General features: G+C 42.3%; 24 protein-coding genes. All 24 read right to left on the reverse strand.

Annotation, left to right across the window (positions count from 1 at the left end; genetic code table 11):
* Positions 1 to 133: 133 nt before the first annotated feature.
* Positions 134 to 1,633 (reverse strand): L-arabinose isomerase, encoded by a 1,500-nt coding sequence (gene araA, locus PGR14_RS09800; RefSeq protein ID WP_022220176.1) that lies wholly within the window; start codon positions 1,631 to 1,633, stop codon positions 134 to 136.
* Between the two features lie 273 nt (positions 1,634 to 1,906).
* A complete protein-coding gene (araD, locus tag PGR14_RS09805) occupies positions 1,907 to 2,596 on the reverse strand; it encodes an L-ribulose-5-phosphate 4-epimerase (protein ID WP_022220177.1) in 690 nt (229 codons plus the stop codon).
* 42 nt (positions 2,597 to 2,638) lie between these two features.
* Positions 2,639 to 4,234, reverse strand: a complete 1,596-nt coding sequence (locus tag PGR14_RS09810; protein ID WP_270223325.1) for a xylulokinase — start codon at positions 4,232 to 4,234, stop codon at positions 2,639 to 2,641.
* 50 nt (positions 4,235 to 4,284) lie between these two features.
* On the reverse strand, positions 4,285 to 5,412 hold the full coding sequence (locus PGR14_RS09815; RefSeq protein ID WP_179973414.1) for a GntR family transcriptional regulator: 1,128 nt from the start codon (positions 5,410 to 5,412) through the stop codon (positions 4,285 to 4,287).
* A gap of 411 nt (positions 5,413 to 5,823) precedes the next feature.
* On the reverse strand, positions 5,824 to 6,267 hold the full coding sequence (rpiB, locus tag PGR14_RS09820; RefSeq protein ID WP_022220180.1) for a ribose 5-phosphate isomerase B: 444 nt from the start codon (positions 6,265 to 6,267) through the stop codon (positions 5,824 to 5,826).
* Between the two features lie 174 nt (positions 6,268 to 6,441).
* The gene (locus PGR14_RS09825) at positions 6,442 to 7,467 is read right to left on the reverse strand and encodes an ABC transporter permease subunit (RefSeq protein WP_008372592.1); all 1,026 of its coding nucleotides are present in this window, start codon (positions 7,465 to 7,467) and stop codon (positions 6,442 to 6,444) included.
* Positions 7,467 to 8,534, reverse strand: a complete 1,068-nt coding sequence (locus PGR14_RS09830) for an ABC transporter permease (RefSeq protein ID WP_055248952.1) — start codon at positions 8,532 to 8,534, stop codon at positions 7,467 to 7,469. The genes PGR14_RS09825 and PGR14_RS09830 overlap by 1 nt, the downstream gene beginning before the upstream one ends.
* Complete coding sequence (locus PGR14_RS09835; RefSeq protein ID WP_055248950.1) at positions 8,534 to 10,045, reverse strand: sugar ABC transporter ATP-binding protein; 1,512 nt, start codon at positions 10,043 to 10,045, stop codon at positions 8,534 to 8,536. Before PGR14_RS09835 ends, PGR14_RS09830 begins: the two co-directional genes overlap by 1 nt.
* A 143-nt stretch (positions 10,046 to 10,188) precedes the next feature.
* Positions 10,189 to 11,286: an ABC transporter substrate-binding protein gene (locus PGR14_RS09840; protein WP_156330663.1), complete on the reverse strand. Its 1,098-nt coding sequence runs from the start codon at positions 11,284 to 11,286 to the stop codon at positions 10,189 to 10,191.
* Between the two features lie 137 nt (positions 11,287 to 11,423).
* On the reverse strand, positions 11,424 to 12,911 hold the full coding sequence (locus PGR14_RS09845) for a sensor histidine kinase (protein ID WP_243273556.1): 1,488 nt from the start codon (positions 12,909 to 12,911) through the stop codon (positions 11,424 to 11,426).
* Positions 12,912 to 12,914: 3 nt separating this feature from the next.
* Positions 12,915 to 14,531 carry a response regulator gene (locus tag PGR14_RS09850; protein WP_055248948.1) on the reverse strand — a complete coding sequence of 539 codons (1,617 nt, stop codon included), beginning with the start codon at positions 14,529 to 14,531 and terminating at the stop codon, positions 12,915 to 12,917.
* 14 nt (positions 14,532 to 14,545) lie between these two features.
* Positions 14,546 to 15,775 carry a substrate-binding domain-containing protein gene (locus tag PGR14_RS09855; protein WP_055157791.1) on the reverse strand — a complete coding sequence of 410 codons (1,230 nt, stop codon included), beginning with the start codon at positions 15,773 to 15,775 and terminating at the stop codon, positions 14,546 to 14,548.
* 159 nt (positions 15,776 to 15,934) lie between these two features.
* The gene (locus PGR14_RS09860) at positions 15,935 to 16,471 is read right to left on the reverse strand and encodes a bL17 family ribosomal protein (protein ID WP_022220184.1); all 537 of its coding nucleotides are present in this window, start codon (positions 16,469 to 16,471) and stop codon (positions 15,935 to 15,937) included.
* Between the two features lie 146 nt (positions 16,472 to 16,617).
* Complete coding sequence (locus PGR14_RS09865) at positions 16,618 to 17,577, reverse strand: DNA-directed RNA polymerase subunit alpha (RefSeq protein ID WP_008372575.1); 960 nt, start codon at positions 17,575 to 17,577, stop codon at positions 16,618 to 16,620.
* Between the two features lie 146 nt (positions 17,578 to 17,723).
* Entirely contained in the window at positions 17,724 to 18,317 is a 594-nt protein-coding gene (gene rpsD / locus PGR14_RS09870; protein WP_022220185.1) for a 30S ribosomal protein S4, read from the reverse strand.
* A gap of 26 nt (positions 18,318 to 18,343) precedes the next feature.
* Positions 18,344 to 18,739 carry a 30S ribosomal protein S11 gene (gene rpsK, locus PGR14_RS09875; RefSeq protein WP_008372572.1) on the reverse strand — a complete coding sequence of 132 codons (396 nt, stop codon included), beginning with the start codon at positions 18,737 to 18,739 and terminating at the stop codon, positions 18,344 to 18,346.
* Between the two features lie 40 nt (positions 18,740 to 18,779).
* Entirely contained in the window at positions 18,780 to 19,148 is a 369-nt protein-coding gene (gene rpsM / locus PGR14_RS09880) for a 30S ribosomal protein S13 (RefSeq protein ID WP_022220186.1), read from the reverse strand.
* A 451-nt stretch (positions 19,149 to 19,599) separates the two neighbouring features.
* The gene (gene rpmJ, locus PGR14_RS09885) at positions 19,600 to 19,713 is read right to left on the reverse strand and encodes a 50S ribosomal protein L36 (protein WP_005339020.1); all 114 of its coding nucleotides are present in this window, start codon (positions 19,711 to 19,713) and stop codon (positions 19,600 to 19,602) included.
* 119 nt (positions 19,714 to 19,832) lie between these two features.
* A complete protein-coding gene (infA, locus tag PGR14_RS09890; RefSeq protein WP_004607275.1) occupies positions 19,833 to 20,051 on the reverse strand; it encodes a translation initiation factor IF-1 in 219 nt (72 codons plus the stop codon).
* Positions 20,052 to 20,312 carry a KOW domain-containing RNA-binding protein gene (locus PGR14_RS09895; protein WP_055157816.1) on the reverse strand — a complete coding sequence of 87 codons (261 nt, stop codon included), beginning with the start codon at positions 20,310 to 20,312 and terminating at the stop codon, positions 20,052 to 20,054.
* Between the two features lie 19 nt (positions 20,313 to 20,331).
* On the reverse strand, positions 20,332 to 21,096 hold the full coding sequence (gene map, locus PGR14_RS09900) for a type I methionyl aminopeptidase (RefSeq protein ID WP_055157793.1): 765 nt from the start codon (positions 21,094 to 21,096) through the stop codon (positions 20,332 to 20,334).
* A gap of 3 nt (positions 21,097 to 21,099) precedes the next feature.
* On the reverse strand, positions 21,100 to 21,744 hold the full coding sequence (locus tag PGR14_RS09905; RefSeq protein ID WP_022220188.1) for an adenylate kinase: 645 nt from the start codon (positions 21,742 to 21,744) through the stop codon (positions 21,100 to 21,102).
* Positions 21,745 to 21,830: 86 nt separating this feature from the next.
* Complete coding sequence (secY, locus tag PGR14_RS09910; protein ID WP_055157798.1) at positions 21,831 to 23,183, reverse strand: preprotein translocase subunit SecY; 1,353 nt, start codon at positions 23,181 to 23,183, stop codon at positions 21,831 to 21,833.
* Positions 23,183 to 23,623, reverse strand: coding sequence for a 50S ribosomal protein L15 (gene rplO / locus PGR14_RS09915; protein ID WP_008372558.1), 441 nt, complete (start codon positions 23,621 to 23,623; stop codon positions 23,183 to 23,185). The genes secY and rplO overlap by 1 nt, the downstream gene beginning before the upstream one ends.
* Positions 23,624 to 23,638: the final 15 nt, after the last annotated feature.

A 23,638-nucleotide genomic window follows, 5' to 3' on the forward strand; every position in this document is an offset into this window, starting at 1 on the left:
TTAACTTTTTTACTGCTCTGTTTTTCAACTTTTACTTTTACCTAGAACTTTATACGTTGCAAAAAACCAGGCAGTTCACTTTTAAATGTGATTCTGCCCGGTTGTTTATTTCTTAGAATTCATCTGCTACTATTTATTTTCTATACGCAGCTTCATTCCATCTTAATTCATTTTTGAAATCTCTGATCTTTGTATCTTTATCGATATAAACAGCTTCGATTCCCATTTCTTCTGCCCAGTCACCCATCTGTTCCGGTGTCAGGTCATAAGAGAATGCTGTATGGTGAGCTCCACCTGCCAGGATCCAAGCTTCTGCACCTGTTCTGAGGTCTGGCTGTGGTGTCCAGAATGCAGTTGCAACCGGAAGCTTCGGCATCGGTTTTTCTGTCTTCTTGCAGTCTACACTGTTGATGATCAGGCGGAATCTGTCGCCAAGATCAACAAGTGATGTTGCGACAGCCGGTCCTTCTTTGGCTGTAAATACAAGACGTGTAGGATCTTCTCTGTCACCCATGCTAAGCGGCTGGCACTTGATGCTGATCGGTCCATCTGCGATTGTCGGGCAAACTTCCAGCATATGAGCTTCCAGGATACCTTCTTTTCCAGGTACAAGGTTGTATGTGTAGTCTTCCATGAAGGAAGTTCCCTTTGCATCTTTCTTGCCCTGTGTCATGATCTTCATTACACGAACCATAGCTGCTGTCTTCCAGTCACCTTCCGCACCGAAACCATATCCTTTTTCCATCAGTCTCTGCATTGCAAGTCCCGGAAGCTGCTGAAGTGATCCAAGATCTCCGAAGTGTGTAACAATTGCCTGATAATTGTTCGCTTCAAGGAATCTTTCAAATCCAAGTTCGATCTGAGCCTGAACTGCCACATGTTTTCTGAATTCAGCTTCATCTCTTCCTTCCAGAAGAATCTGATATTTGTCATAGTATTCTTCAACAAGTGCATTTACATCACCCTGTCCAACCTGAGCTACTGCGTCAGCAACTTCATTTACCGGATAAGCATCAACTTCCCATCCGAATTTGATCTGAGCCTCTACTTTGTCACCTTCTGTTACGGCAACGTTTCTCATGTTGTCAGCTACACGCATAACACGTACATGACTGCTTTCGATGACACCAACTGCTGTACGCATCCAGTCACCGATTCTTTCCTGTGTTTCTTTGTCTTCCCAGTAACCCATGATGACTTTACGGTTCTTATGAAGGCGTGTGAAAATATGTCCGAATTCACGGTCACCATGAGCTGCCTGATTCTCATTCATGAAGTCCATATCGATGGTGTCGTATGGGATTTCACGGTTGAACTGTGTATGAAGGTGAAGTAATGGTTTTCTCAGTTCTTTTAATCCGAGAATCCATGATTTTGCCGGTGAGAATGTATGGCACCATGTAATAACACCTGCACAGTTTTCATCTGTATTTGCTTCGTTGAAAGTTCTTCTGATTACTTCATTCGTGATCAGGGTTGGTTTCCAGACTACTTCGTATGGAAGAATTCCTGATTCATTGAGGGCTTTTACGATGATCTGTGAATGCTCTGCTACGTGTGCGAGGCATTCATCTCCGTATAAATCCTGTGATCCTGTGCAAAACCAAAATTTGTAATCTTTCTGTACTAACATGTTTTTATTCTCCTTTTTGTTGGATTTCTTTGTCGAATGATTTACTACGATATGTGGGCTCATCTCACGAGCATAGCTCGTGAGATGAGCATTGGCATTCGCATGAAACCTGTAAAATAGCTAACTGTGTTGTCCGATTGATTTACTCTATCTTCCCAATACAAGTTCGGTCTTACTAAGCTCGCAGTCGCATACGCTCCCGCTCGCTAAGTGCGCCGAACAGGCAACGCACTAAATTCATGTGTCGCCTACGGCTCGCATTCATTAAGTGCTTTAGCCTTGTCCATAGTACGCGTCTTTACCGTGTTTTCTGTAGTAGTGTTTATCCTGTAATTCCTGTGGGGCAGGTTTTACGTCTGGATTGATCATTTCGCAGCGGGCTGCCATTTTAGCTACTTCTTCGAGTACGACTGCATTATGTACTGCATTGTGTGGATCGGTTCCCCAGGTGAATGGTCCGTGGTTCTTGCAGAGTACTGCAGGCATTGCCATGTATTCTGTACCTTTGAAATGTTCCACAATGAGAACTCCTGTATTCTTCTCATATGCTTCGTCGATTTCTTCTTTTGTCAGATTGCGGACACATGGGATCTCACCGTACATATAGTCGGCATGTGTGGTTCCGTAGCAAGGGATTCCTCTTCCTGCCTGTGCCCAACTGGTTGCCCATGGGGAATGTGTATGGACGATACCACCCATATCCGGGAACGCTTTGTAGAGTTCCAGATGTGTTGCCGTATCAGAAGACGGATTTAAGTTGCCTTCCACGCGGTTTCCTTCCAGGTCTACAACAACCATGTCATCTGCTGTCATTTTGTCATAATCAACACCGCTCGGTTTGATCACAACAAGCCCGCTTTCGCGGTCGATTCCGCTGACATTGCCCCAGGTAAATGTGACAAGTCCATACTTAGGCAGAAGCATATTGGCTTCATAAACCTCTTTTTTCAGTTCTTCTAACATTGCTTTAGCCTCCTACTGTGTTTATGTAAAATATTTCGGGTTCTATTTCATAGTCTCTGTTGCAGCTTTCATGATCGGAAGCGTCTTCTTGAAGCGTTCGATAAATGTATTGTATCCTTCTACATCCTTCGGATCCGGATCCATCTTTGTACCCTTCTGTCCTGCAAATACTTTTGCATCCAGATAATCATCCAGGGCTTCGTCTTCTGCCTTGTTGTTCATGTAAGATGCAAGAAGTGCGATTCCCCATGCTCCGCCTTCTCCGGCTGTCTCCATAACAGATACCGGTGTGTCAAGTGCTGCTGCCAGGATGCTCTGTCCAACGCCTTTTGTCTTAAAGAGTCCACCGTGTCCGAGAATCTCATCAACGACTACCTTCTCTTCTTTCAGAAGAATGTCCATTCCGACTTTCAGGACTTCCAGAGATGCATATAAATTTGCTCTCATGAAGTTTGCAAGATTGAATTTGCTGTCTGGCATACGAACAAATAACGGACGTCCTTCATCAAATCCAACAACCGGTTCTCCTGCGAAGAAGTTATAAGACATCAGACCGCCACAGTCTGCATCACCTTCCAGAGCTTTGTTGTAAAGAGTTCCGAACAGATCGTTCATATCGACTTTCATACCGAATGCTTCTGCAAATTCTTTGAAAATATTTACCCATGCATTCAGATCTGAAGTACAGTTGTTGCAGTGAACCATTGCCACGGCATCTCCTGCAGGTGTTGTTACCATATCGATCTCTTCATGTACTTTCTCAAGTGCTTTTTCAAGAACAACCATTGCAAATACACTGGTTCCTGCTGATACATTACCGGTGCGGACTCTGACGCTATTCGTAGCTGCCATACCGGTTCCTGCATCACCTTCCGGAGGGCATACCGGAATGCCTGCCTGAAGCTTTCCTGTTGGGTCCAGAAGCTTTGCACCTTCTTCGGTAAGTGTTCCTGCCTTTTCACCTGCAACCAAAACTTTCGGAAGGATATCTTCTACTTTCCAAGGATATCCTTTCGGTGCAACCAGTTCATCGAACTTGGCAAGCATCTCTTTATTCCAGTTACGTGTTGTGCTGTCGATCGGGAACATTCCGGATGCGTCACCAACGCCAAGGACTTTCTCTCCTGTCAGTTTCCAGTGTACATAACCCGCAAGCGTTGTAATAAAATCAATATCCTTTACATGCTCTTCTTTGTTCAGGATTGCCTGATACAGATGTGCTCCGCTCCATCTCTGTGGCATATTGAAACGGAATAATTCTGTCAGTTCTTTTGCTGCCTGCTCTGTCATTGTATTTCTCCATGTACGGAACGGTACAAGCTGTTCTCCTGCTTTGTCAAATACCATATATCCATGCATCATGGCACTGAATCCAAGTGCTCCGACAGTAGTAAGCTCTACGTCATACTGCTTCTTCACATCTACGGCAAGATCTCTGTAGCAGTCCTGAAGGCCAGTCCAGATATCCTCTAACGTGTAAGTCCAGACACCGTTGTCAAGACGGTTCTCCCATTCATGGCTTCCCGAAGCAATCGGTGCATTATCTTCTCCTACCAGAACTGCTTTGATTCGTGTGGAACCAAACTCGATTCCAAGGGAAGTCTTTCCCGCTTCGATCATACTTTTTACATCACTCATTTTTTCTTTACCTTTCCTTTCATAAAATATATTTGATTTGATAAATATTTCTATTTGATGATTTTTACAGAACTCCGGTTGATAATCTCCGGTTTCAGTTCCACACTGTCCGGCACTTCTTTCTCCTGCATAAGATCAAGGATCTCTTCTGCTGCCTTCTTCGCTAGCTCCCGGATCGGATTCTTCACAGAAGCGAGCGGTACTTCGCAATAATTTGCCAGATCAGAATCATCGATTCCAATAATCGACATCTTGTCCGGCACTTTGATCTTCTGTTCCAGACATGTCGCCGCAAGGTTGCTCGCAACCTCATCGTTGTAGCATACACATGCCGTACATCCCTGAATCCTTCTTAAAATCCAGCTGCTCTCCTCACGCATATTGCGATTGCGCACATCTTCGGTATCAATCCAGACAATCCGTTTATCTTCGATCCTGATATCTGCTTCCATTAAAGCTTCGATATAACCGGCATACCTTCTGTGTCCCTGCCCGTCATCTGCCTTGAAAATCGCTGCGATCTCACGGTGTCCGCACTGGATCAGATATTTCGTCGCCATCTTCCCTGCTATCTTGTCATCAAGACTTACATGCGGCGCTTTCAGTTCCGGATAATAGCTATTGATAAAGATCACCGGGATTCCCTGCTCCATGATCTGCCTGTACAGATCGAGATTTGGATTAGGAAGGCCACTCTTTGTCGGTTCTGCTATAATTCCATCCACTCTTTTCTTATCCAGAATGCTTTTCAATATAAAACGTTCTTTGTCTACAGAATTGTTGGTGATGGAAATCTGGATTCCATATCCGGCGCGTGACATCTTGTTCTCGATTTCCTGAATAATACCAGAAAAAATATATTCCTGAACAAAAGTTGTCATCACTGCGATCTGCATCGTTTTTTTCCGTCTGACCCCGATGATGCCACTTTCCTTTATATAAGTCCCACTTCCACGGCGTTTCTCGATCATACCTTCTTTTTCCAGAACAGCGATCGCATGTCTGACAGTCTGACGGCTTACCCCAAACCGGTCACAAAGCTGGTATTCTGACTCTATCCGCTCTCCCGGCTGCAGTTCTTCCGCTTCAATCTGTTCTCGGATCCATCTTACAATTCCTTCATATTTTGCTGATGTTTCTTTCACTTTTTTCTTCTTTTCCCCCTGATTTACATACAAATCCCCTGCTCTCCTTACCTCTAATATACCTTAAGAAACACCTGATTTTCAACCCGTAATATGTTACAAATTATCGTACAACTTTTGTATATTTTTGCTAAGTTGTATTTATTATATATGTACAACTTGAATACATATTTGTTTTTCATCGAGGCCCTAACTTGTATTCTTCTTTTTGTATCTTTTGTGCACTTCTTATAAAACATCAAATAATATGGTATTGTTTTTTGATGCCACCAAAACAAGTATAACAAGCTTTTTTCGATTCACGTACTTCTGTAACCTCTTCCCTTCACCAAATGCAGAACCTTGTGCAGGCGCCAATCTGCACTTGACTCACCATATACACACCAAGAGCAGATAAAAGCTTTTTTCATTGCCTTTATCTGCTCTTGTTGTTTTTCATCCGCGCTATTGATTTTCTTCGATCGCCATAATCATATCTACACGATCCTGGTGACGTCCCCCAAGGAACTCTGCACCAAGAAATGTATCAAGGATCATCTTTGCCATCTCGATTCCAATTACTCTTGCACCGAACGCAATCACATTTGCATTATTATGTTCTCTTGCCATCTTTGCCGTATATGGTTCAGAACACACCGCTGCGCGGACACCGTGAACCTTATTGGCTGCCATGGAAATTCCAAGACCGGTTCCACAGATTGCAACTCCGAGATCCACTTCTCCGTCTGCAACTGCTTTTCCAATCTTTTCCCCATATTTCGGATAAGGACAGCTCTCATAAGAATCAGTTCCGTAATTGACAACTTCATATCCTTTTTCCACAAGATACTCTACCACCTGCTTTTTCATATCCACTGCAGAATGGTCATTCGCAATCCCTATTTTCATATCTCATCTTCCTCCTTCCCCTTTATACTCAATACTTACAAAAAGAACACCGGATGTACGATATGAACATCCGGTGTTTAAATCCTACTTTTTTATTATAGGCAATTAAAAAGTTTCCGTCAATACCCGTCGTTTTTTCTTTTCGCCTGTAATATTTCAAGTACTGTTCTTTCTTTAGTTTTTCTTCTTCAGGCTTGCAAATACAGACTGCAGAACGATGAAGAAGCAGAGGAGTGCGGAAAGTACGATTCGTACCCACCAGCTTGAAAGTGTTCCCTGTGTAGTGATCAGACTGGAAATCGTTCCTTTGATCAGTACACCGAACAGGGTTCCGAATGGAGTTCCGACACCACCACTAAGTAGTGTACCCCCGATAACGGCTGCTGAAATCGCATCCATCTCAAGACCTTTTGCCTGTTCTACGAATCCGGCACAGCTGTTCATACAGAAAAGGAATCCGCCGAGTCCTGCAAGAAAGCCGTCCAGAAGGTATGCAGCCATTTTTGTTCTCTTAACATTCAGTCCCATCATAAGTGCACTCTGTTCATTTCCACCGATCGCATATACAGAACGTCCGAATTTTGTATACTTCATAACGATTATGATTACGATCAGAACGATGATTGCAATGATAACTGTCGGATAAATATATGCCGGGAGGAATTTTCCCCTCTTACTGTAAGAACCAAACGGCATGTAAATTTTGTATTTAGCCCATGCCATGAAAGTTGCATTTTTGATAGAAATCATATCTGTACTGATGATTGATGTCATACCACGTCCAAAGAACATACCTGCCAGTGTAACAATGAATGGCTGGATCTCCAGATAAGATACCAGGAATCCCTGAACCAGACCAAAGAGAAGTCCGATCACCAGTGCCATAAGAAGTGCGGTATAAGCGCTTGCACCGTGATTTTCCATCTGGTTTGCAGCAACCATACATACAAGTGCTGTAACAGAACCAACTGAGATATCGATTCCAGCTGTGATCATAACGATCGTTTCGCCCATCGCGATAACCAGAAGACCTGCATTGGAAATGAACAGATTCAGGAACATCTGCGGTTTTGCAAAACCTTTGTCGTTAAATACGATCATACCTGCTGCGTACATTACAACAAACAGTAAAATTGTAATCATAAGGAGGAATGTCGTTCCGTTAATTTTCTTTTTTGTTCCGGATACTTTTGCTTTCATTAGTTAGCTCCTCCTTTCACTGCAGCCTTTGATGTTCTTTTTTCTTTCTGCACTGCAATAAATTTCTTGAATACCGGGCTCTGAAGGACAACGATGACTACAACAACGATTGCCTTGTAGACCGGAAGCTGATCAGCTGATACATTCAATCCGTAAAGAACAGTTGTAAGTGCCTGGATTGTATAAGCTCCGATCACAGATCCCATCAGGCTGAACTTACCACCACCAAGGGCATTTCCACCAAGGGCAACTGCAAGGATGGCATCCATTTCAAGGTTCAGACCAATGTTGTTGGCATCTGCTGAGTAGATACGGCTGGAAGCCACAAATCCTGCAACACCTGCAAGTACACCACAGATCAGGTAAGTAAGGAACTTGATCATGGTTGAATTAAGTCCGACCAGTCTGGATGCGGTTCCGTTAATACCAACGCTCTCGATATAAAGTCCAAGAGCTGTCTTTTTCAAAATAACATATGCAATGATAACTACGATAATTGCAATTACAACTGGCATCGGAATCGGGAATTTTCCGACATAGCTTCCGAATACCTGATAAGATTTCACACGGATATATGTAATCTGTCCGTCTGTGATCAGCTGGGCGATACCACGTCCTGCTGTGTAAAGGATCAATGTCGCAACCATCGGCTGAATATTCAGCTTTGCAACCAGAAATCCGTTAAATGCACCGCAGATTCCTGAAGCAACCAGTGCTGCAAGGAATGCAACGATAATCGGTGCTGACAGAGAGTTTACAGATACTTCCCCACCGGAAAGGATCTGGCAGCATACAGCTGCTGCGACTGCCATAACAGCTCCGACACTGATGTCCTGTCCTCCGGAAGCTGCTGTAACAAGTGTCATACCAACTGACAAAATAACCAGCTCGGATGCACGGTTGATCACATCGACCGGATATCCGTATGGAACTCCATTCTTAAGAGACATGCTTAAGAAGCCCGGAATTGTAATTGTAGCTACGATAATGATTGCAAGCAGACACACCAGTGGCATGAAAAGCCTCATAGAGGTAAGCTTTTTCCATGTTGATTTATTTGTGCTCATTACTCTTCACCTCCTGCGATTGCTTTCATGATACCTTCCTGTGATAATTCATCACCGGAAATTTCTCCAACCTTCTTACCGTCTCGCATAACTGCCATACGTGAACAGGTACGGAGCATTTCTTCTACTTCTGAAGAAATAAATGCAACCGACATTCCCTGATCTGCAAGATCAAGTACCAGTTTCTGGATCTCTGTCTTGGTTCCGATATCAATACCTCTTGTAGGTTCATCCAGGATCAGGAAATCCGGATTGGTAAGAAGCCATCTACCAATGATAACCTTCTGCTGGTTACCACCTGACAGACTCTTGATCGGAGTTTCACGGCTTGCTGTCTTAATCTGAAGCATCTTAATATATTTATCTGCTGCTTCATCCATTTCTTTTCTGCTCATTGGATGGAACATACCTTTTTTCGCCTGAAGTGCGATAATAATATTTTCACGGACAGACAGATCTGCGATGATACCATCTTTCTTTCTGTCTTCCGGAAGATATGCCATACCAAGCTTCATTGCATCGATCGGAGCATGAATCTTCACTTCTTTTCCGTTAACTTTCAGTTTACCGGAATCCGCTTTATCAGCTCCATAAATTGCACGGACAAGTTCCGAACGTCCGGATCCAAGAAGTCCTGTAAATCCGACAACCTCACCTTTGTTGATCGTCATATCAAACGGTTTGATCGTTCCTTTATGGCCAAGTCCTTCTGCCTCGATAACCGGGATGAATTCTTTGAGTTCTGCATGATCTCCCTTGATATCTGCAAGATCATCAAAGTCTTTACCCATCATCTTGGCAACAAGCATAACTCTTGGCAGATCTTTGACTTCGTATTCGCCAACCAGTTCCCCATTTCGTAAAACTGTGATTCTGTCACAGACCTCATATACCTGTTCCAGGAAGTGTGTTACGAAAATAATACCTACACCTTCATCTTTCAGTCTGTTCATCAGTTTGAACAGCTTTGCAACCTCATCATCGTCCAGAGATGAAGTTGGCTCATCAAGGATCAGAACCTTACATTTCATATCAACTGCACGTGCGATTGCGATCATCTGCTGTCTTGCCAGAGAAACCTCTTCCAGCTTCTGGGTAGCTGAAGCATCAATTTCAAGACTCTTAAGCAATTCTGTTGCTCGTTTGTTCATTGTACGCCAGTCAATAAATCCTGCTTTTCTTGGTTCGCGTCCAATAAACAGATTTTCTGCCACCGTCAGGTTCGGACAAAGGTTAACTTCCTGATATACAGTACTGATACCATTGTTCTGTGCGTCCTGAGGTGATTTATTAATAATCGGACCGTCTTTTCCATCCAGACGGATCTCGCCATTTTCAAATTCATGTACACCGGTAAGAACCTTGATCAGTGTAGATTTACCTGCACCGTTCTCACCCATCAGAGCGTGAATTTCGCCCTTGCGAAGTGTAAAATCAACATGCTGCAATGCTTTTACACCGGGAAATGTCTTGGAAATATCCCGCATTGTAAGTACAACATTACCCTCCATACTCTTCCACCTGCTTTCCTTTTTTTCAATAAAGAGGGCGTAGTATAAATATCCGGCACATTCCGATTATTATCTACCACGCCTCTCTATTCAACCACCCTTATGTGTCTGTCAAATTATATATCCGACTTTCCTAATGCATTTTAGTATGCACGTTTGTCAAGAATATCCTGTGTAAGTGGTGTTACATCAAAATCTTTTTCTTCGTCTAAGCTGTTTGTAGCTTTTACAGATTTAACTGTGTCATCATGAGCAAAGATTTCTTCATCTACATAGTTCTGTTTATCAACGTCTTCGCCAGCTTCAAGTTTTTTGATAAGTTCTTCAGCACGTGGTCCGTGAAGTGGGTTACACTCTACATCGCATTCGATCTTTCCATCAAGAACATCCTGAAGTCCTGCATGTGTTGTATCGAAAGAAATTACCATGATTTCGCCGTTAGCGATATCAGATCCAACTGTCTTACCTGCTGCTTCGATTGCATCGATTGCTCCGAATGCTTCGTTATCGTTCTCGCAGTATACTACGTTGATGTTGTCATACTGTTTCAGCATAGACTCCATAACTTCCTGACCTTTAGCCTGTGTAAATTCACCTGTCTGCTGAGCCACAAGATCCCATCCGTATTTATCAACGCCTTCTTCAAGACCTTTTGTACGTCCGATCTGAGCTGTAGATCCGATTGTTCCCTGGATATCAGCGATATGGATATCAGATGCTGCGATTCCTTTTGCTTCTGCAAATCCGTTCAGCCATTCAGCTGCTTTACGACCTTCACAAAGAGCATCGGTTCCGATCCATGTTGTGTAAAGGCTGTCATCAGATACATCAACCATACGGTCAACGATGATTACCGGGATGTCTGCATCTTTTGCTTCCTGAAGAACTGTATCCCATCCTGTCTCTGTAACAGGTGCAAGAAGAATGTAATCAACCTCCTGCTGGATGAAGTTACGGATTGCTGTGATCTGGTTTTCCTGTTTCTGCTGAGCATCATCAAAGATCAGGTCATATCCGTTTTCTTTGCTGAATGTGTCTTTCATTGACTGAGAGTTTGCTGTACGCCAGTCAGATTCTGCACCTACCTGCGAGAAGCCTACTGTGATCACATCATCGGATGAGCTTGATGAATCACTGCTCTTGTCGCTGCTGTCAGATCCTTTGCTTCCACCGCATCCAACTGCTAAAGCTGCTGTCATCGCTGCACATAACAATACTGCTAACACTTTTCTTTTTTTCATTTTACATGTTCCTCCTTCATTGGGTTTTCTTAACCTCTTGATGTACTTATAATAATAAAATTTTCATACTTTTAAAACGGAAAATCTTCCTCTTTTGGTAGAATATTTTCTGCTTTTCTGTGAAAAAGTTAGTTTTTTTATGATAGAAGTTGAATATTTTTAGCCGCTATGATGATCGTCGCATTTGTGCCTTCATTTTCCTTGCTTTCAAAGAACACTCCGTATTCTCCCCCGTAATAATACTTGATTCTCTGGTTCACATTCGATACACCAAAGCCCTTCGCTTCATCTCCTGTATCCGTCCCTGCCATCTTTTTCCGGAGACTGTTCAGTTCTTCCTCTGTCATACCTTTTCCATTGTCAATGACCTGGAAAATGATTTTATCCCCCTGCTTTTTACCGGTAATCAGGATTTTACCTTTCCCCCGCTTATTCTTAATTCCATGATAAAGCGCATTTTCGACAAGAGGCTGCAGTGTAAGCTTCGGTATAATGTAGCCGTAGATCTCCTCATCCATCTGGATCCCATAGTCCAGGATATCCTGATAGCGGAACTGCTGGATCTCCAGATAGCTCTCAATATGCGTCCGCTCTTCTTTTACTGTAATATAATCATGTCCTTTGCTTAAGGTTGTGCGGAAAAAATCAGAGAGCGAGGTTACCATTTTCACAACCTCTGCACTTTTATTTTCCTCAGCAAGCCAGACAATGGCATCAAGAGTATTGTAAAGGAAATGTGGATTGATCTGTTCCTGCAGAAGTCGGTTCTCAATAATTCTGAGATTTTCCTGTTTTTTCCGGATATCATCTACCAGAATCCCGATTTCCTCTGTCATATCGTTAAAGCTCCGCGTGAGCACCGCAATCTCGTCCCCTGCTTCGACCTGTGTTTTTACAGAGAAATCACCACCGGCAACCTTCTCTGTCAGATCACACAGATCGCGGATTGGTCTTGTCACACTTCGTGCTGCTCGTCCACTGAGCAGCAGGGAAATACTCATCGCAACAATTGCTACTCCGACCGCCAAAATGGTCGAATTACGGTTATTCCGGTTCAGTTCCGTCTGTACAGTCACAAAATTGGAAGTTTCCAGATAGACATAGTCCTGGATTCCGGTCTGTACCAGTGTCGTCAGATCTTTGACATTACTGTTAAAATATTCCATTCTCTCATCATAAGAAGTCCGTTCTTTAATCTGTTTATCCAGATCCTGTACACAAAAACGGAGTGAAGACAGTGAATTTTTAATACGTCCCGCCTGTGACTGGGTGAGCGGAACCGTCGCATTTTGCGTCATCTTATCACACGCCTCTTCCATCTCCGTAATATAGTCGTATGGATTCACCGTCACTACTCCATTTACCGTTGTAACTCCATCTCCGACCTCCTTAAGCTGCTTATTACTTACCACAGCAAGATACACACTATAGTCCAGCCGACTTTTAAAGTCTTTCACATAACGGTTGGCATAGGCAATACTTTTTGTAATCTCAGAATAAGCTGATGCCGCATTATTTAAAGACACGATCAAATAGGCGGCCAGAATTACCATTGGCAGAAATGCTGACAGCGAAATGGAAAGCAGTTTCTTATTGATCGACCAGTTCTTATATTTCACCTTCATATTTTATCCCCTTCCTCTTGAACGGAATTCCTTCGGCGAACATCCCTGTGTCTTTTTGAATATATAGCTGAAATAATGGGAATCTTTGTATCCCACCTCATATCCGATGTCCGATGTCCTCTTATCCGAACACATCAGAAGCTCTTTTGCTTTTTCCATACGAACACCCGTCAGATATTCTACAAAGGTTGAGCCAACCTCCTGACTAAACAAAGAGCTGAAATAGCTCGGACTGATGTTGACGCTCGAAGCCACCAGGTTCAGTGAAATATTCTCTGACATATAATTTTGTCCGATATAATCTCTCGCTTTTTCAATAATTTCTGAATAGCGTCTGCCCGATGCCTGCTCTCTTAACCGGATCATTCGTCTGACTATATTTTCCAGGTACTTCCTCGTTGCCTCCAGTTCCTGCACATACTGCGATACCTCCTGCACATCGCCAAGCTCTCTTTCAATATCTTCTTTTTCAATGTTCAAACTATCTCCCAGACTTTGAACGCTGATAAAAGTATCCATTACAATATACTGTCTCAACATCATCGACTGCAGGTTCTGCTCACCAATTGCATCAAAATATGCATCCATAAAGCTTTTTACTTCATTTTCCGTTCCTGTCTTCAGGAAACGCTCCAGCATTTTCCGATTCTCCGCCATGGTTCCGAGTCTGTGCATCTCAACGTCATTTTGAACCCCCACTTGATGAACCTCTGAATAACTCACAAACTGTCTCAAACTTCTCGAAAAACGCTCCGCAAAGGCTCTGTTTGCATCATTGTAGGATCTTTTTATCTCACTGAACCTCCCCACCTGACTTCCAATTCCTCCAAAATATTCCAGATTTTTATATTTTTCCAGAACTTTTTCCAGATCTTCCCTAAATGTCTGAGCTCTCGCAGTCAGTTCTTCACCAACAGCTCCCTGTGCAATAAATCCCCATCCTTCTACACCTCTCCGGAACCACAGGAGCTTTTCTGTCTGCTCACTCAGATTTTCTATATCTTCAGTTGCACTTACAATATCCTCGTTATAATCCATCGGATGATCGATCATAATGATCTTAAAGAGGATCACACAATATCCCTCTGCACTGATTTCAATTCCCAGCTGCTTTCCCTGCTCCAGACATTCTCCAAATGGCATACTTCCTGCAAACACCTGATTGAAAAACTGAAACTTTTCACTTTCTTTGTTTTCCTGCATTTCACGGGCATATTGATTCATCTGCTCTTTTTCACTTTGCTCTTTCCGGATTTCTTCTGCTACTTTGTTAACTGCATCCAACAATTTTTCTGAAGAAATTGGCTTCAGAAGGTAATCGGTTACACCGATCTTAATCGCCATCTTTGCATAATCAAACTCATTATATCCACTCAGAATCATGATTTTCGTAGCCGGAAGTACTTTTTTAACCTGCTCACTGAGTTCCAGTCCATCCATAAAAGGCATCTTAATATCCGTGATCAGGATGTCTGGTTTTTTTTCAAGAATCATCGGTAACGCAAGTTCTCCATCACTTGCCTCTCCGACAAAGTCATATCCATGCATTTCCCAATTAATACTGTTCTTGATCCCATTTCTGATAATAATTTCATCTTCAACCAAAAATACTTTTATCATTCTTCTTCCTGCCTTTAATATGTTCTGTTTTCTATAATTTCATCCAAATCCATAGTTCCATCAAAATATGTTTCTTCCACGTATTGTTCCTTATCAATGGAAATATCCGATTCCAGTCTCTGGATCAGTTCTGCCGCTTTCGGTCCCTGGCCAGGATTGCATTCAAAGGTTACATTCAATTTACCTTCTTTTACAGCTTCGATCCCCGCTTTGCTTCCACCAAATGAAATCACAATAATATCTCCGTCCTCTCCACAGGTCTTTCCTGATTTCCCGATCGCATCGATGGCTCCCAGTGCCATCTCGTCACTCTCAGCAAACACTACCCGTAAATCCGGTTCCTGCTCAAGAAATAGTTTCATGACTTTCTCTGCCTCTTCTCTGGAATTGTCACCGGTCTGTTGTGCCACCATCTCCCAGTCCGAATACCTCTCCAGCATAGTCTGATATCCCTGCGCTCTCGTCAGCTGCTCTTCCGAGCCGATGGATTCCTGAATCGCGGCGATCTTGATGGTAATGTCTTCTTCTGTCTGCTCCTCCTCTGTCGAATCCGCCTCATCCTTCGCCGTTGAACTGCTTTTCATAATTTTATTAAAAATGGATGCACTGCTATCTGTCGCTTTTGAACTGTCTGTATTTACTTCCGTATCTTCACTGTCCGTCTGTTCCGATTCTTCCTGAGTCGGTGCCTCAGAAGCCGCCTTTTCTTTCTCTGCCTTTTTCTCCTCCTCTTCTTTCAGATATTCATCCAACCATTTTCCTGCCTTTTTCATCTGTTTTCCGTAATCACTTCCAAGCATGCACGAATACAGACTGCTGTCATCCGTATCAACACCGTTATTCACAAGGATTACAGGAATATGTGCCTTTTTTGCATCTTCCAGCACATCATCCCAGCCAATTTCAGAAATCGGATTCAGAATGATATAGTCCACACCCTGTTTTATAAATCCTTCCACATCTTCAATCTGTTTTTCCTGATCGCTACCTGCATCTGCATACACCGCTTCATAGCCGTTTGATTTGACAAATGTATCCATAAAAGACGCTGTATTTGCATCCTTCCATGAGCTTTCTTCTCCACTCTGTGAAATTCCCACTGTGATCAGATAATCGAACTCGCTTTGCAGATTATCCCCATTTCTTGTCTCTCCTGTAAATAAAGAAAGTGCAAATGTACCCGCCGATACAATCAATATCAATACTGCCGCAACCTTTAAAATAAATCGTCCTACACGTCCCATGTCGTTCCTCCTTCACGTCTGTTAAAGGACATTCTTTTCAGATGTTTTCTATTATACACTGACTTTTATCAGAAAGAAAGGTAGAAATCGAGCAGACCAGCTCACTATATACACAAAAAACCACAGACATAAATGCCTGTGGCTTTCGATCTCATTTGATTATACAAGCTCAAGAATAACTTCCATTGCAGCGTCACCTTTACGCTGTCCAATTTTGATGATTCTTGTATATCCGCCGTTGCGGTCTGCATACTTCGGAGCGATCTCTGTAAACAGTTTGTCTACCAGATCAACTTCTTTTGTATTTTTCTTCTTTCCAGCTGCAGCAGTCGGAACTTCTGTTACAGGGTAAAGTACTTTCAGCATCTGACGTCTTGCATGAAGTCTTGACGGATTATCTTTTTTGATTGTCTTTTCAACTTCTTCGTATACAGTAACTTTCTTACCATCTACTACTTCTTTAACTCTCTTGCCTTCTGCATCTTTCTTAGCAACTTTAGCTTTGATTGTAACTTCTTCGAAGTTATCTTTTTCTTTTACAGCTGAAGCGATAAGACCTTCTGCGATCTTACGGATTTCTTTAGCTTTAGCTTCTGTTGTTCTGATTTTTCCGTGCTGAAGAAGCATTGTTACCTGATTTCTCAGTAATGCTTTTCTCTGACTTGCTGTTCTTCCAAGTTTTCTATACTTTGCCATTTTTTTATCCTCCATTATTCGGGACATACCGGCATGCACTTTCGGTCTTACTGCGGATATGCCATCTGGTTATGCTTTCATCGGGCTTACTAGCCAGATCGTGTGTCAGTGTTTCTGCCTGTATTCACATGCGAAACGGGAACTCCTTATTCGTCTCCCTGGCTGAGTTCAAGACCAAGTTCTTTTAATTTAGCAAGAACTTCTTCAAGAGATTTACGTCCAAGGTTACGAACTTTCATCATATCTTCTGATGTTCTGTTTGTAAGTTCTTCTACAGTATTGATTCCTGCTCTCTTCAGACAGTTATATGAACGAACAGAAAGTTCAAGTTCATCAATACTCATTTCAAGAACTTTTTCTTTTTCATCGTCTTCCTTTTCAATCATAACTTCCGCTGACTGAGCAACTTCAGAAAGATCAATAAAGAGCTTGAGATGTTCATTTAATACTTTTGCAGCAAGGCTGACTGCTTCATCCGGTGCAAGAGTACCATTTGTATAAACATCAAGTGTGAGTTTATCATAATCGGTAATCTGTCCGACACGAGTATTCTGAACTGTAAGATTTACACGCTCAACCGGTGTATAGATAGAGTCGATCGGAATCACACCAATCGGCATATCTTCTGTCTTATTCTTATCAGAACCTACATATCCTCTTCCCTTTGTGATAGTCAGTTCCATATAAAGCTTGCTGTCTGCACCGCCGTTAAGTGTAGCGATTACAGTTTCCGGATTCATGATTTCAATATCAGAATCTGCCTGAATATCAGCAGCTGTAACTACGCCCTCTCCCTCAAATTCGATGTAAGCTGTTTTCGGCTCATCTGTCTCGGAAGAATTCTTAATTGCGAGTGTTTTTAAGTTCATGATAATTTCAGTTACGTCTTCCTTTACGCCCGGAATAGAACTGAACTCATGCAATACTCCGTCGATTTTAATCTGGCTGATTGCAGCTCCCGGCAGAGAAGAAAGCATAATCCTTCTCAGAGAGTTTCCAAGTGTTGTACCATATCCTCTTTCAAGTGGTTCTACAACAAATCTGCCATACTTCTTATCATCTGAAATTTCTGCAATTTCAATATTAGGTTTATTAAAATCAAACACTATTTTGGTCCCTCCTTATGGGTTTTTGTATGTTGAGGGTGTCAGTTTTTGTCCTGTTTTCGATAAAAAACAGGATATTTCCTAACAGAACCTTAACGAACCCAGGAATCAGGTTCGTTAAGTATTGCATTTTATATGAATGCGTTCTATTTAGAATATAACTCGACGATCATCATTTCGTCAACTGGAACATCGATTGCTTCACGAGTAGGAAGTTCTTTAACTGTTCCTTTCAGGTTTTCGATATCTGATTCAAGCCATTCTGGAACAAGACGTCCACCTGTAACTTCTACGATATCTTTGTATCTCTGTGAAGATTTTTTACCTTCTTTAATCTCGATCACATCACCTGCTTTAATGAGGTAAGAAGGGATGTTAACCTGTTTTCCGTTAACAAGAACCTGTTTGTGATCAACGATCTGTCTTGCTTCACGTCTTGTTCTTGCAAATCCAAGACGGAATACTACGTTATCCAGTCTTGATTCAAGAAGAACCATCAGGTTTTCACCTGTCATTCCGCTCATCTGATCTGCTTTCTTGAAGTAGTTCAGGAACGGCTTTTCTAATACACCATAGATGAATTTAGCTTTCTGCTTTTCACGCAACTGAAGACCATACTCGCTCATTTTTCTATTGGATCTCTTTAACTGTCTGTTAGACTTTTTATCAATTCCAAGATATACCGGATCCATTCCAAGGGAACGGCATCTTTTAAGAACCGGGACTCTATTTACTGCCATGTTCGTATCCTCCTATAATAATTCGACTAGACTCTTCTTCTCTTCGGCGGGCGGCATCCATTGTGTGGTACCGGTGTTACGTCTCTGATGCTTGTTACATCAATTCCGCATGCCTGAAGAGCACGGATTGCTGCTTCTCTTCCTGAACCTGGTCCTTTTACGAATACGTCTACTGATTTAAGACCATGCGGCAGAGCTGCTTTAGCTGCTGTTTCAGCTGCCATCTGAGCTGCGTATGGAGTAGATTTTCTTGAACCTCTAAAACCAAGACCACCGGCACTTGCCCATGATAAAGCATTTCCCTGTGCATCTGTCAAAGTAACGATTGTATTATTGAAAGATGACTGGATATGTGCCTGTCCGCGTTCAACGTTTTTCTTGACACGTTTTTTTGTCACTTTTTTTGTAACTTTCTTAGCCATTTAAACTAACCTACACTTTCCTTTTTATTATTTGTCGAAATTATTTCTTCTTGTTTGCTACTGTTCTCTTAGGACCTTTTCTTGTTCTTGCATTGGTCTTTGTCTTCTGACCACGAACCGGAAGTCCTTTTCTGTGACGGATTCCTCTATAGCATCCGATTTCCTGAAGTCTCTTGATGTTAAGAGCGATCTCTCTTCTAAGATCACCTTCAACTGTCTGAGTTTCATCGATCACTGCACTGATCTTTTTAACTTCGTCATCTGTAAGATCTCTGCAGCGAGTATCAGGATTAACTCCTGCTTCTGCGAGAATACGGGTTGCACTTGTTCTTCCGATTCCATAGATATAAGTCAATCCGATTTCTACACGTTTGTCTCTTGGTAAATCTACACCTGCAATACGAGCCATTTGTGATTTCCTCCATTTTCTTTCTTTTTTTGGTTTCACATTGTCCTATAATGAGGCTGCGGGCATCCCGTTATCAAAAAGAGCCCTACCGGACTTTTCAAAATGTATCCAATGCCTCAGACACGTCCGATATCCCAGCCCAGATGCGGTTCGGTATCCGCATCCTTTCCGGCAACCGATCTCTCGGCTAATGACCGCCGGTTTTTAAGCAATATACTAGAAACCACTTGCCCGTGGTGTTCATGTATATTAAATAGTGGATAACGCTCTACACACACCCTGGCGTATCCTCTATCAGCCGCCTAATTAAGTTTACATAAATCTGTCTTTCGCTGCTCCGTGCGCCTAAGTTCCTCTGTCGCCTACGGCTCGTCGTCACTAAGGCTTGGGAGCGGTCTTTTCACTAAATTCAAGCTGCGCCTGTGGCTTGCTTTCATTAAGTGTTCAGAACCTATCCCTGACGCTGTTTATGTTTCGGATTCTCGCAGATAATTCTGACGCTTCCTTTTCTCTTGATAACTTTGCATTTTTCGCAAATCGGTTTTACTGATGATCTAACCTTCACGTCAAATCCTCCTTTCATACCTTGCCTGGTCTGCATTTTCCCCCTGTGCGCAGAAAAAGTCCCTCGCACAGTTCGCATAAAATTATATCACCTGGATTTTAGTTTTGTCAAGTAATATTTTATTTATCTCTCCAGATAATTCTTCCTTTAGATAAATCGTATGGTGACAGTTCCAGAGTAACTTTGTCACCCGGTAAAATTTTGATAAAGTTCATACGCAGCTTTCCGCTGATATGTGCAAGTACCTGATGTCCATTTTCCAGTTCTACCTGAAACATGGCATTCGGAAGTTTTTCTACTACTGTTCCTTCGATTTCAATTACATCTGCTTTAGACATTTATTTGTCCTCCTTCTTTTCTGACATCTTATATTCTTTTAATATCCGTTTCAGCTTTACATCATCCGCTTCGGAAATCTCATGTTGTTCTCTAATGAGCTGTACATGTTTCTTTTTCTTTTTCTTTGGACTCTGAAGCGTTTTCCTCTCCCCGTCTGCAAGATATGTAAACTGTTCATCCAGTCCGACGATCACATATACCTTATCTTTATCATGACCGGCCAGAGATTTCGCAAGCATTCCTGTTTCCCATCTATCCATTTTCTGTTCCTCTGTTCTGTTATACATTTCCATCTGCAATCGACAGGATCTTCGGTTCGTCTTTTGTGATCAGAATTGTATTTTCATAATGTGCTGATTCTTTTCTGTCTGCCGTCACTACCGTCCAGTTATCACTCATCCAGCGAATCCGCTCTGTTCCGAGATTGACCATCGGCTCAATTGCCAGTGTCATTCCGGCTTTCAGCTTCGGTCCTCTTCTTCGCATCTGGAAATTCGGAATCTCCGGTGATTCATGAAGACTGGTCCCGATTCCATGTCCGCACAGTTCCCTGACAACACCGTATCCAAAGCTTTCCGCATAATCACCGATTGCTCGGGATATATCATACAGATGATTGCCTTCTTTTGCGAACTTTATTCCTTCGAAGAAGCTTTCCCTCGTTACATCGATCAGTTTCTGAAGATCCGGTCTGATCTCACCGACAGCATGTGTCCTTGCAGCATCGGAATGATAACCTTTGTAGATCACTCCTGCGTCCAGGCTCACAATATCACCTTCTTTTATGAGGTGCTTTGCTGACGGAATCCCATGAACGATTTCATCATTTACAGAAACACAGATAGACGCCGGATATCCATTGTAATTCAGAAAAGAAGGTTCGCAGCCATAGCTGCGAATAACTTCTTCACCTAATGCATCGATATCCAGTGTACTCATTCCTGGTTTTAATGCCTTCTCCAGTTCCTTATGTACGATCCCCAGAATCCTTCCGGCTTCTGTCATCAGTTCAATTTCTCTTTCTGATTTAATCGTAATCGGCATCTGTTACTCTCCTAATATAGAAACAATGGCTCCGAATACATCTTCCATATCCACTGTTCCATCAACGCTTTTCAGAATTCCCGCTTTTGTATAATAATCGATCAGCGGCTGTGTCTGATCATGATATACATGCAGCCTCTTTTCAACTGTCTCCGGTTTGTCATCATCACGAAGGATCAGCTCTCCTCCGCAGACATCACAGATTCCGTCTTTCTTTGGTGCAGCATATACAAGATGGTAAGTTGCGCCACATCCTACGCATGCGCGTCTTCCACCCATACGCTTTACAATATTCTCGTCCGGAACATCTACATCGATTGCATAGTCCATCTTCTGTCCCTTCGCTTCCAGTGCCTTATCAAGCGCCTCAGCCTGTGGAATTGTACGTGGAAAACCGTCCAGTACATATCCCTTCGTACAGTCATCCTGACTCACACGGTCTACAACAAGATCTACAACCAATTCATCCGGAACAAGAAGTCCCTGATCCATATAAGTCTTCGCTTTCTTTCCAAGTTCAGTTCCGTTCTTAATATTTGCGCGGAAAATATCTCCTGTTGAAATATGAGGAATTCCGTACTTAGCGGCAATTTTTTTTGCCTGTGTACCTTTTCCTGCACCAGGAGCACCTAACATAATGATTTTCATTTTACTATTCCTCCTTCAAATGTCATAATGGCAAAAGAGCCCGTTGTCTTTGATTATACTCTAAAAGACAACGGGCTACAATTGTTTTAATATCCAAGAAAACTATTTTTCATAGATTTTCCTTTGACATTCAAAAATCCTGTGTAATTACGAACGAGCATCTGAGACTCAATCTGTTTGAGTGTCTCAAGAACAACACCGATGATAATGATCAGAGAAGTTCCCCCGAATGATACATTCGCTCCAAACACACCATTGAACACAAACGGAATTACCTGTACAATTACAAGTCCGCATGCACCAATAAAGATAATATAATTTAATATCTTATTTAAGTAGTCCACAGTAGGTTTTCCAGGTCTGATACCTGGGATAAATCCACCGCTTTTTTTCATATTATTTGCAATTTCCAACGGGTTAAAAGTAATGCTCGTATAGAAATATGCAAAGAAAATCGTAAGTACGATATATACTATAAGTCCCCAGGAATAGTAAATCTTATTCGGATTACACCAGTTTCCTGAACTTAAGCCTCTGAGGATTTCACTTCCGATGCCTTTTCCGTTGCCCTTGCCCATAAATGAAGCAATTACAACCGGGAACTGCATAATAGATGAAGCGAAAATAACCGGAATTACTCCGGCGGTATTAACCTTCAGCGGAATGTTCGTTGACTGTCCACCTACTGATTTTCTCCCCTGTACTTTCTGCGAATACTGAACCGGAATTCGTCTCTCCGCATCCTGAAGTATTACCGTAAATACTACAAGTACGAGAATGATTGCAATGATGATGATTGCTGCAAGTCCTCCACTGGCAAGACCTTTGCCGCTGATGAACTTCTCATACAGTGAGGTCATATCACTTGGAATACGTGATAAAATGTTAATGAGCAGGACAATAGAAATACCATTTCCCACTCCTTTTTCTGTAATTCGTTCCCCGATCCACATAAGGAATGCAGATCCTGCAGTTAATGTAAGAACTACAATTGCAGCATTTACAAAATTGAACTTTTCCAAAAGTCCCTGACGTCCAAATCCAACAGCCATAGCTGTAGATTCAATCAGAGCAAGCACAACTGTCACATAACGAGTTAATGCGGTAAGCTTCTTTCTTCCATCTTCCCCTTCTTTCTGCATTTCCTCAAGCTTTGGAATTGCAATTGTAAGAAGCTGGATGATAATGGAAGATGTGATATACGGGGTAATACTCAATGCAAAGATGGACATCGTCTCAAACGAACCGCCGGTGAAAGCGTTAAAAAAGTTAAACGAATCACCGGTCTGGTTCGCAAAGAAATTCTGAATATAGGTCGGATCAACTCCCGGTGTCGGAAGCTGAGATCCGAGTCTTACTACAAACAGCATTGCAAGGGTATACAATATTTTTCTCCGTATGTCTTCAATCTGAAATGCTTTACGGAATGTTTGTAGCATTAGATCACCTCTGCTTTTCCACCAACAGCTTCAATCTTTTCTACAGCACCTGCGCTGAATGCATTTGCCTGAACAGTAAGCTTTTTGGTTAACTCTCCATTTCCAAGAATTTTAACACCATCTCTGGCATGTTTTACGATTCCTGCTTCAATCAGAGTTTCAACAGAAACTACTGCATCGTTGTCAAATACTTCAAGAGCACTGACATTGATTCCAACGATTTCCTTAGAGTTTCTGCAAGTGAAACCTCTCTTAGGAATACGTCTGTATAATGGCATCTGTCCACCTTCGAAACCTGGTCTCGGAGCTCCGGAACGAGCTTTCTGACCTTTGTGTCCCTTACCAGCAGTCTTACCATTTCCTGAGCCGTGTCCACGACCTCTTCTGAAATTATCGCTATGTTTTGATCCGTCAGCCGGTCTTAAATTAGATAAGTCCATTGTGACACCTCCTAT

Origin of the sequence: Coprococcus sp. AF99-45, from assembly GCF_027663865.1 — a bacterium.
Classification (GTDB): domain Bacteria; phylum Bacillota; class Clostridia; order Lachnospirales; family Lachnospiraceae; genus Allocoprococcus; species Allocoprococcus comes.

Coding starts and splice junctions, on each gene's coding strand:
- araA (WP_022220176.1), bottom strand. CDS start 1,633: ATGTTAGTACAGAAAGATTACAAATTTTGGTTTTGCACAGGATCACAG.
- araD (WP_022220177.1), bottom strand. CDS start 2,596: ATGTTAGAAGAACTGAAAAAAGAGGTTTATGAAGCCAATATGCTTCTG.
- PGR14_RS09810 (WP_270223325.1), bottom strand. CDS start 4,234: ATGAGTGATGTAAAAAGTATGATCGAAGCGGGAAAGACTTCCCTTGGA.
- rpiB (WP_022220180.1), bottom strand. CDS start 6,267: ATGAAAATAGGGATTGCGAATGACCATTCTGCAGTGGATATGAAAAAG.
- PGR14_RS09825 (WP_008372592.1), bottom strand. CDS start 7,467: ATGAAAGCAAAAGTATCCGGAACAAAAAAGAAAATTAACGGAACGACA.
- PGR14_RS09830 (WP_055248952.1), bottom strand. CDS start 8,534: ATGAGCACAAATAAATCAACATGGAAAAAGCTTACCTCTATGAGGCTT.
- PGR14_RS09835 (WP_055248950.1), bottom strand. CDS start 10,045: ATGGAGGGTAATGTTGTACTTACAATGCGGGATATTTCCAAGACATTT.
- PGR14_RS09840 (WP_156330663.1), bottom strand. CDS start 11,286: ATGAAAAAAAGAAAAGTGTTAGCAGTATTGTTATGTGCAGCGATGACA.
- PGR14_RS09845 (WP_243273556.1), bottom strand. CDS start 12,911: ATGAAGGTGAAATATAAGAACTGGTCGATCAATAAGAAACTGCTTTCC.
- PGR14_RS09850 (WP_055248948.1), bottom strand. CDS start 14,531: ATGATAAAAGTATTTTTGGTTGAAGATGAAATTATTATCAGAAATGGG.
- PGR14_RS09855 (WP_055157791.1), bottom strand. CDS start 15,775: ATGGGACGTGTAGGACGATTTATTTTAAAGGTTGCGGCAGTATTGATA.
- PGR14_RS09860 (WP_022220184.1), bottom strand. CDS start 16,471: ATGGCAAAGTATAGAAAACTTGGAAGAACAGCAAGTCAGAGAAAAGCA.
- rpsD (WP_022220185.1), bottom strand. CDS start 18,317: ATGGCAGTAAATAGAGTCCCGGTTCTTAAAAGATGCCGTTCCCTTGGA.
- rpsK (WP_008372572.1), bottom strand. CDS start 18,739: ATGGCTAAGAAAGTTACAAAAAAAGTGACAAAAAAACGTGTCAAGAAA.
- rpsM (WP_022220186.1), bottom strand. CDS start 19,148: ATGGCTCGTATTGCAGGTGTAGATTTACCAAGAGACAAACGTGTAGAA.
- infA (WP_004607275.1), bottom strand. CDS start 20,051: ATGTCTAAAGCAGATGTAATTGAAATCGAAGGAACAGTAGTAGAAAAA.
- PGR14_RS09895 (WP_055157816.1), bottom strand. CDS start 20,312: ATGGATAGATGGGAAACAGGAATGCTTGCGAAATCTCTGGCCGGTCAT.
- map (WP_055157793.1), bottom strand. CDS start 21,096: ATGCCGATTACGATTAAATCAGAAAGAGAAATTGAACTGATGACAGAA.
- PGR14_RS09905 (WP_022220188.1), bottom strand. CDS start 21,744: ATGAAAATCATTATGTTAGGTGCTCCTGGTGCAGGAAAAGGTACACAG.
- secY (WP_055157798.1), bottom strand. CDS start 23,183: ATGCTACAAACATTCCGTAAAGCATTTCAGATTGAAGACATACGGAGA.
- rplO (WP_008372558.1), bottom strand. CDS start 23,623: ATGGACTTATCTAATTTAAGACCGGCTGACGGATCAAAACATAGCGAT.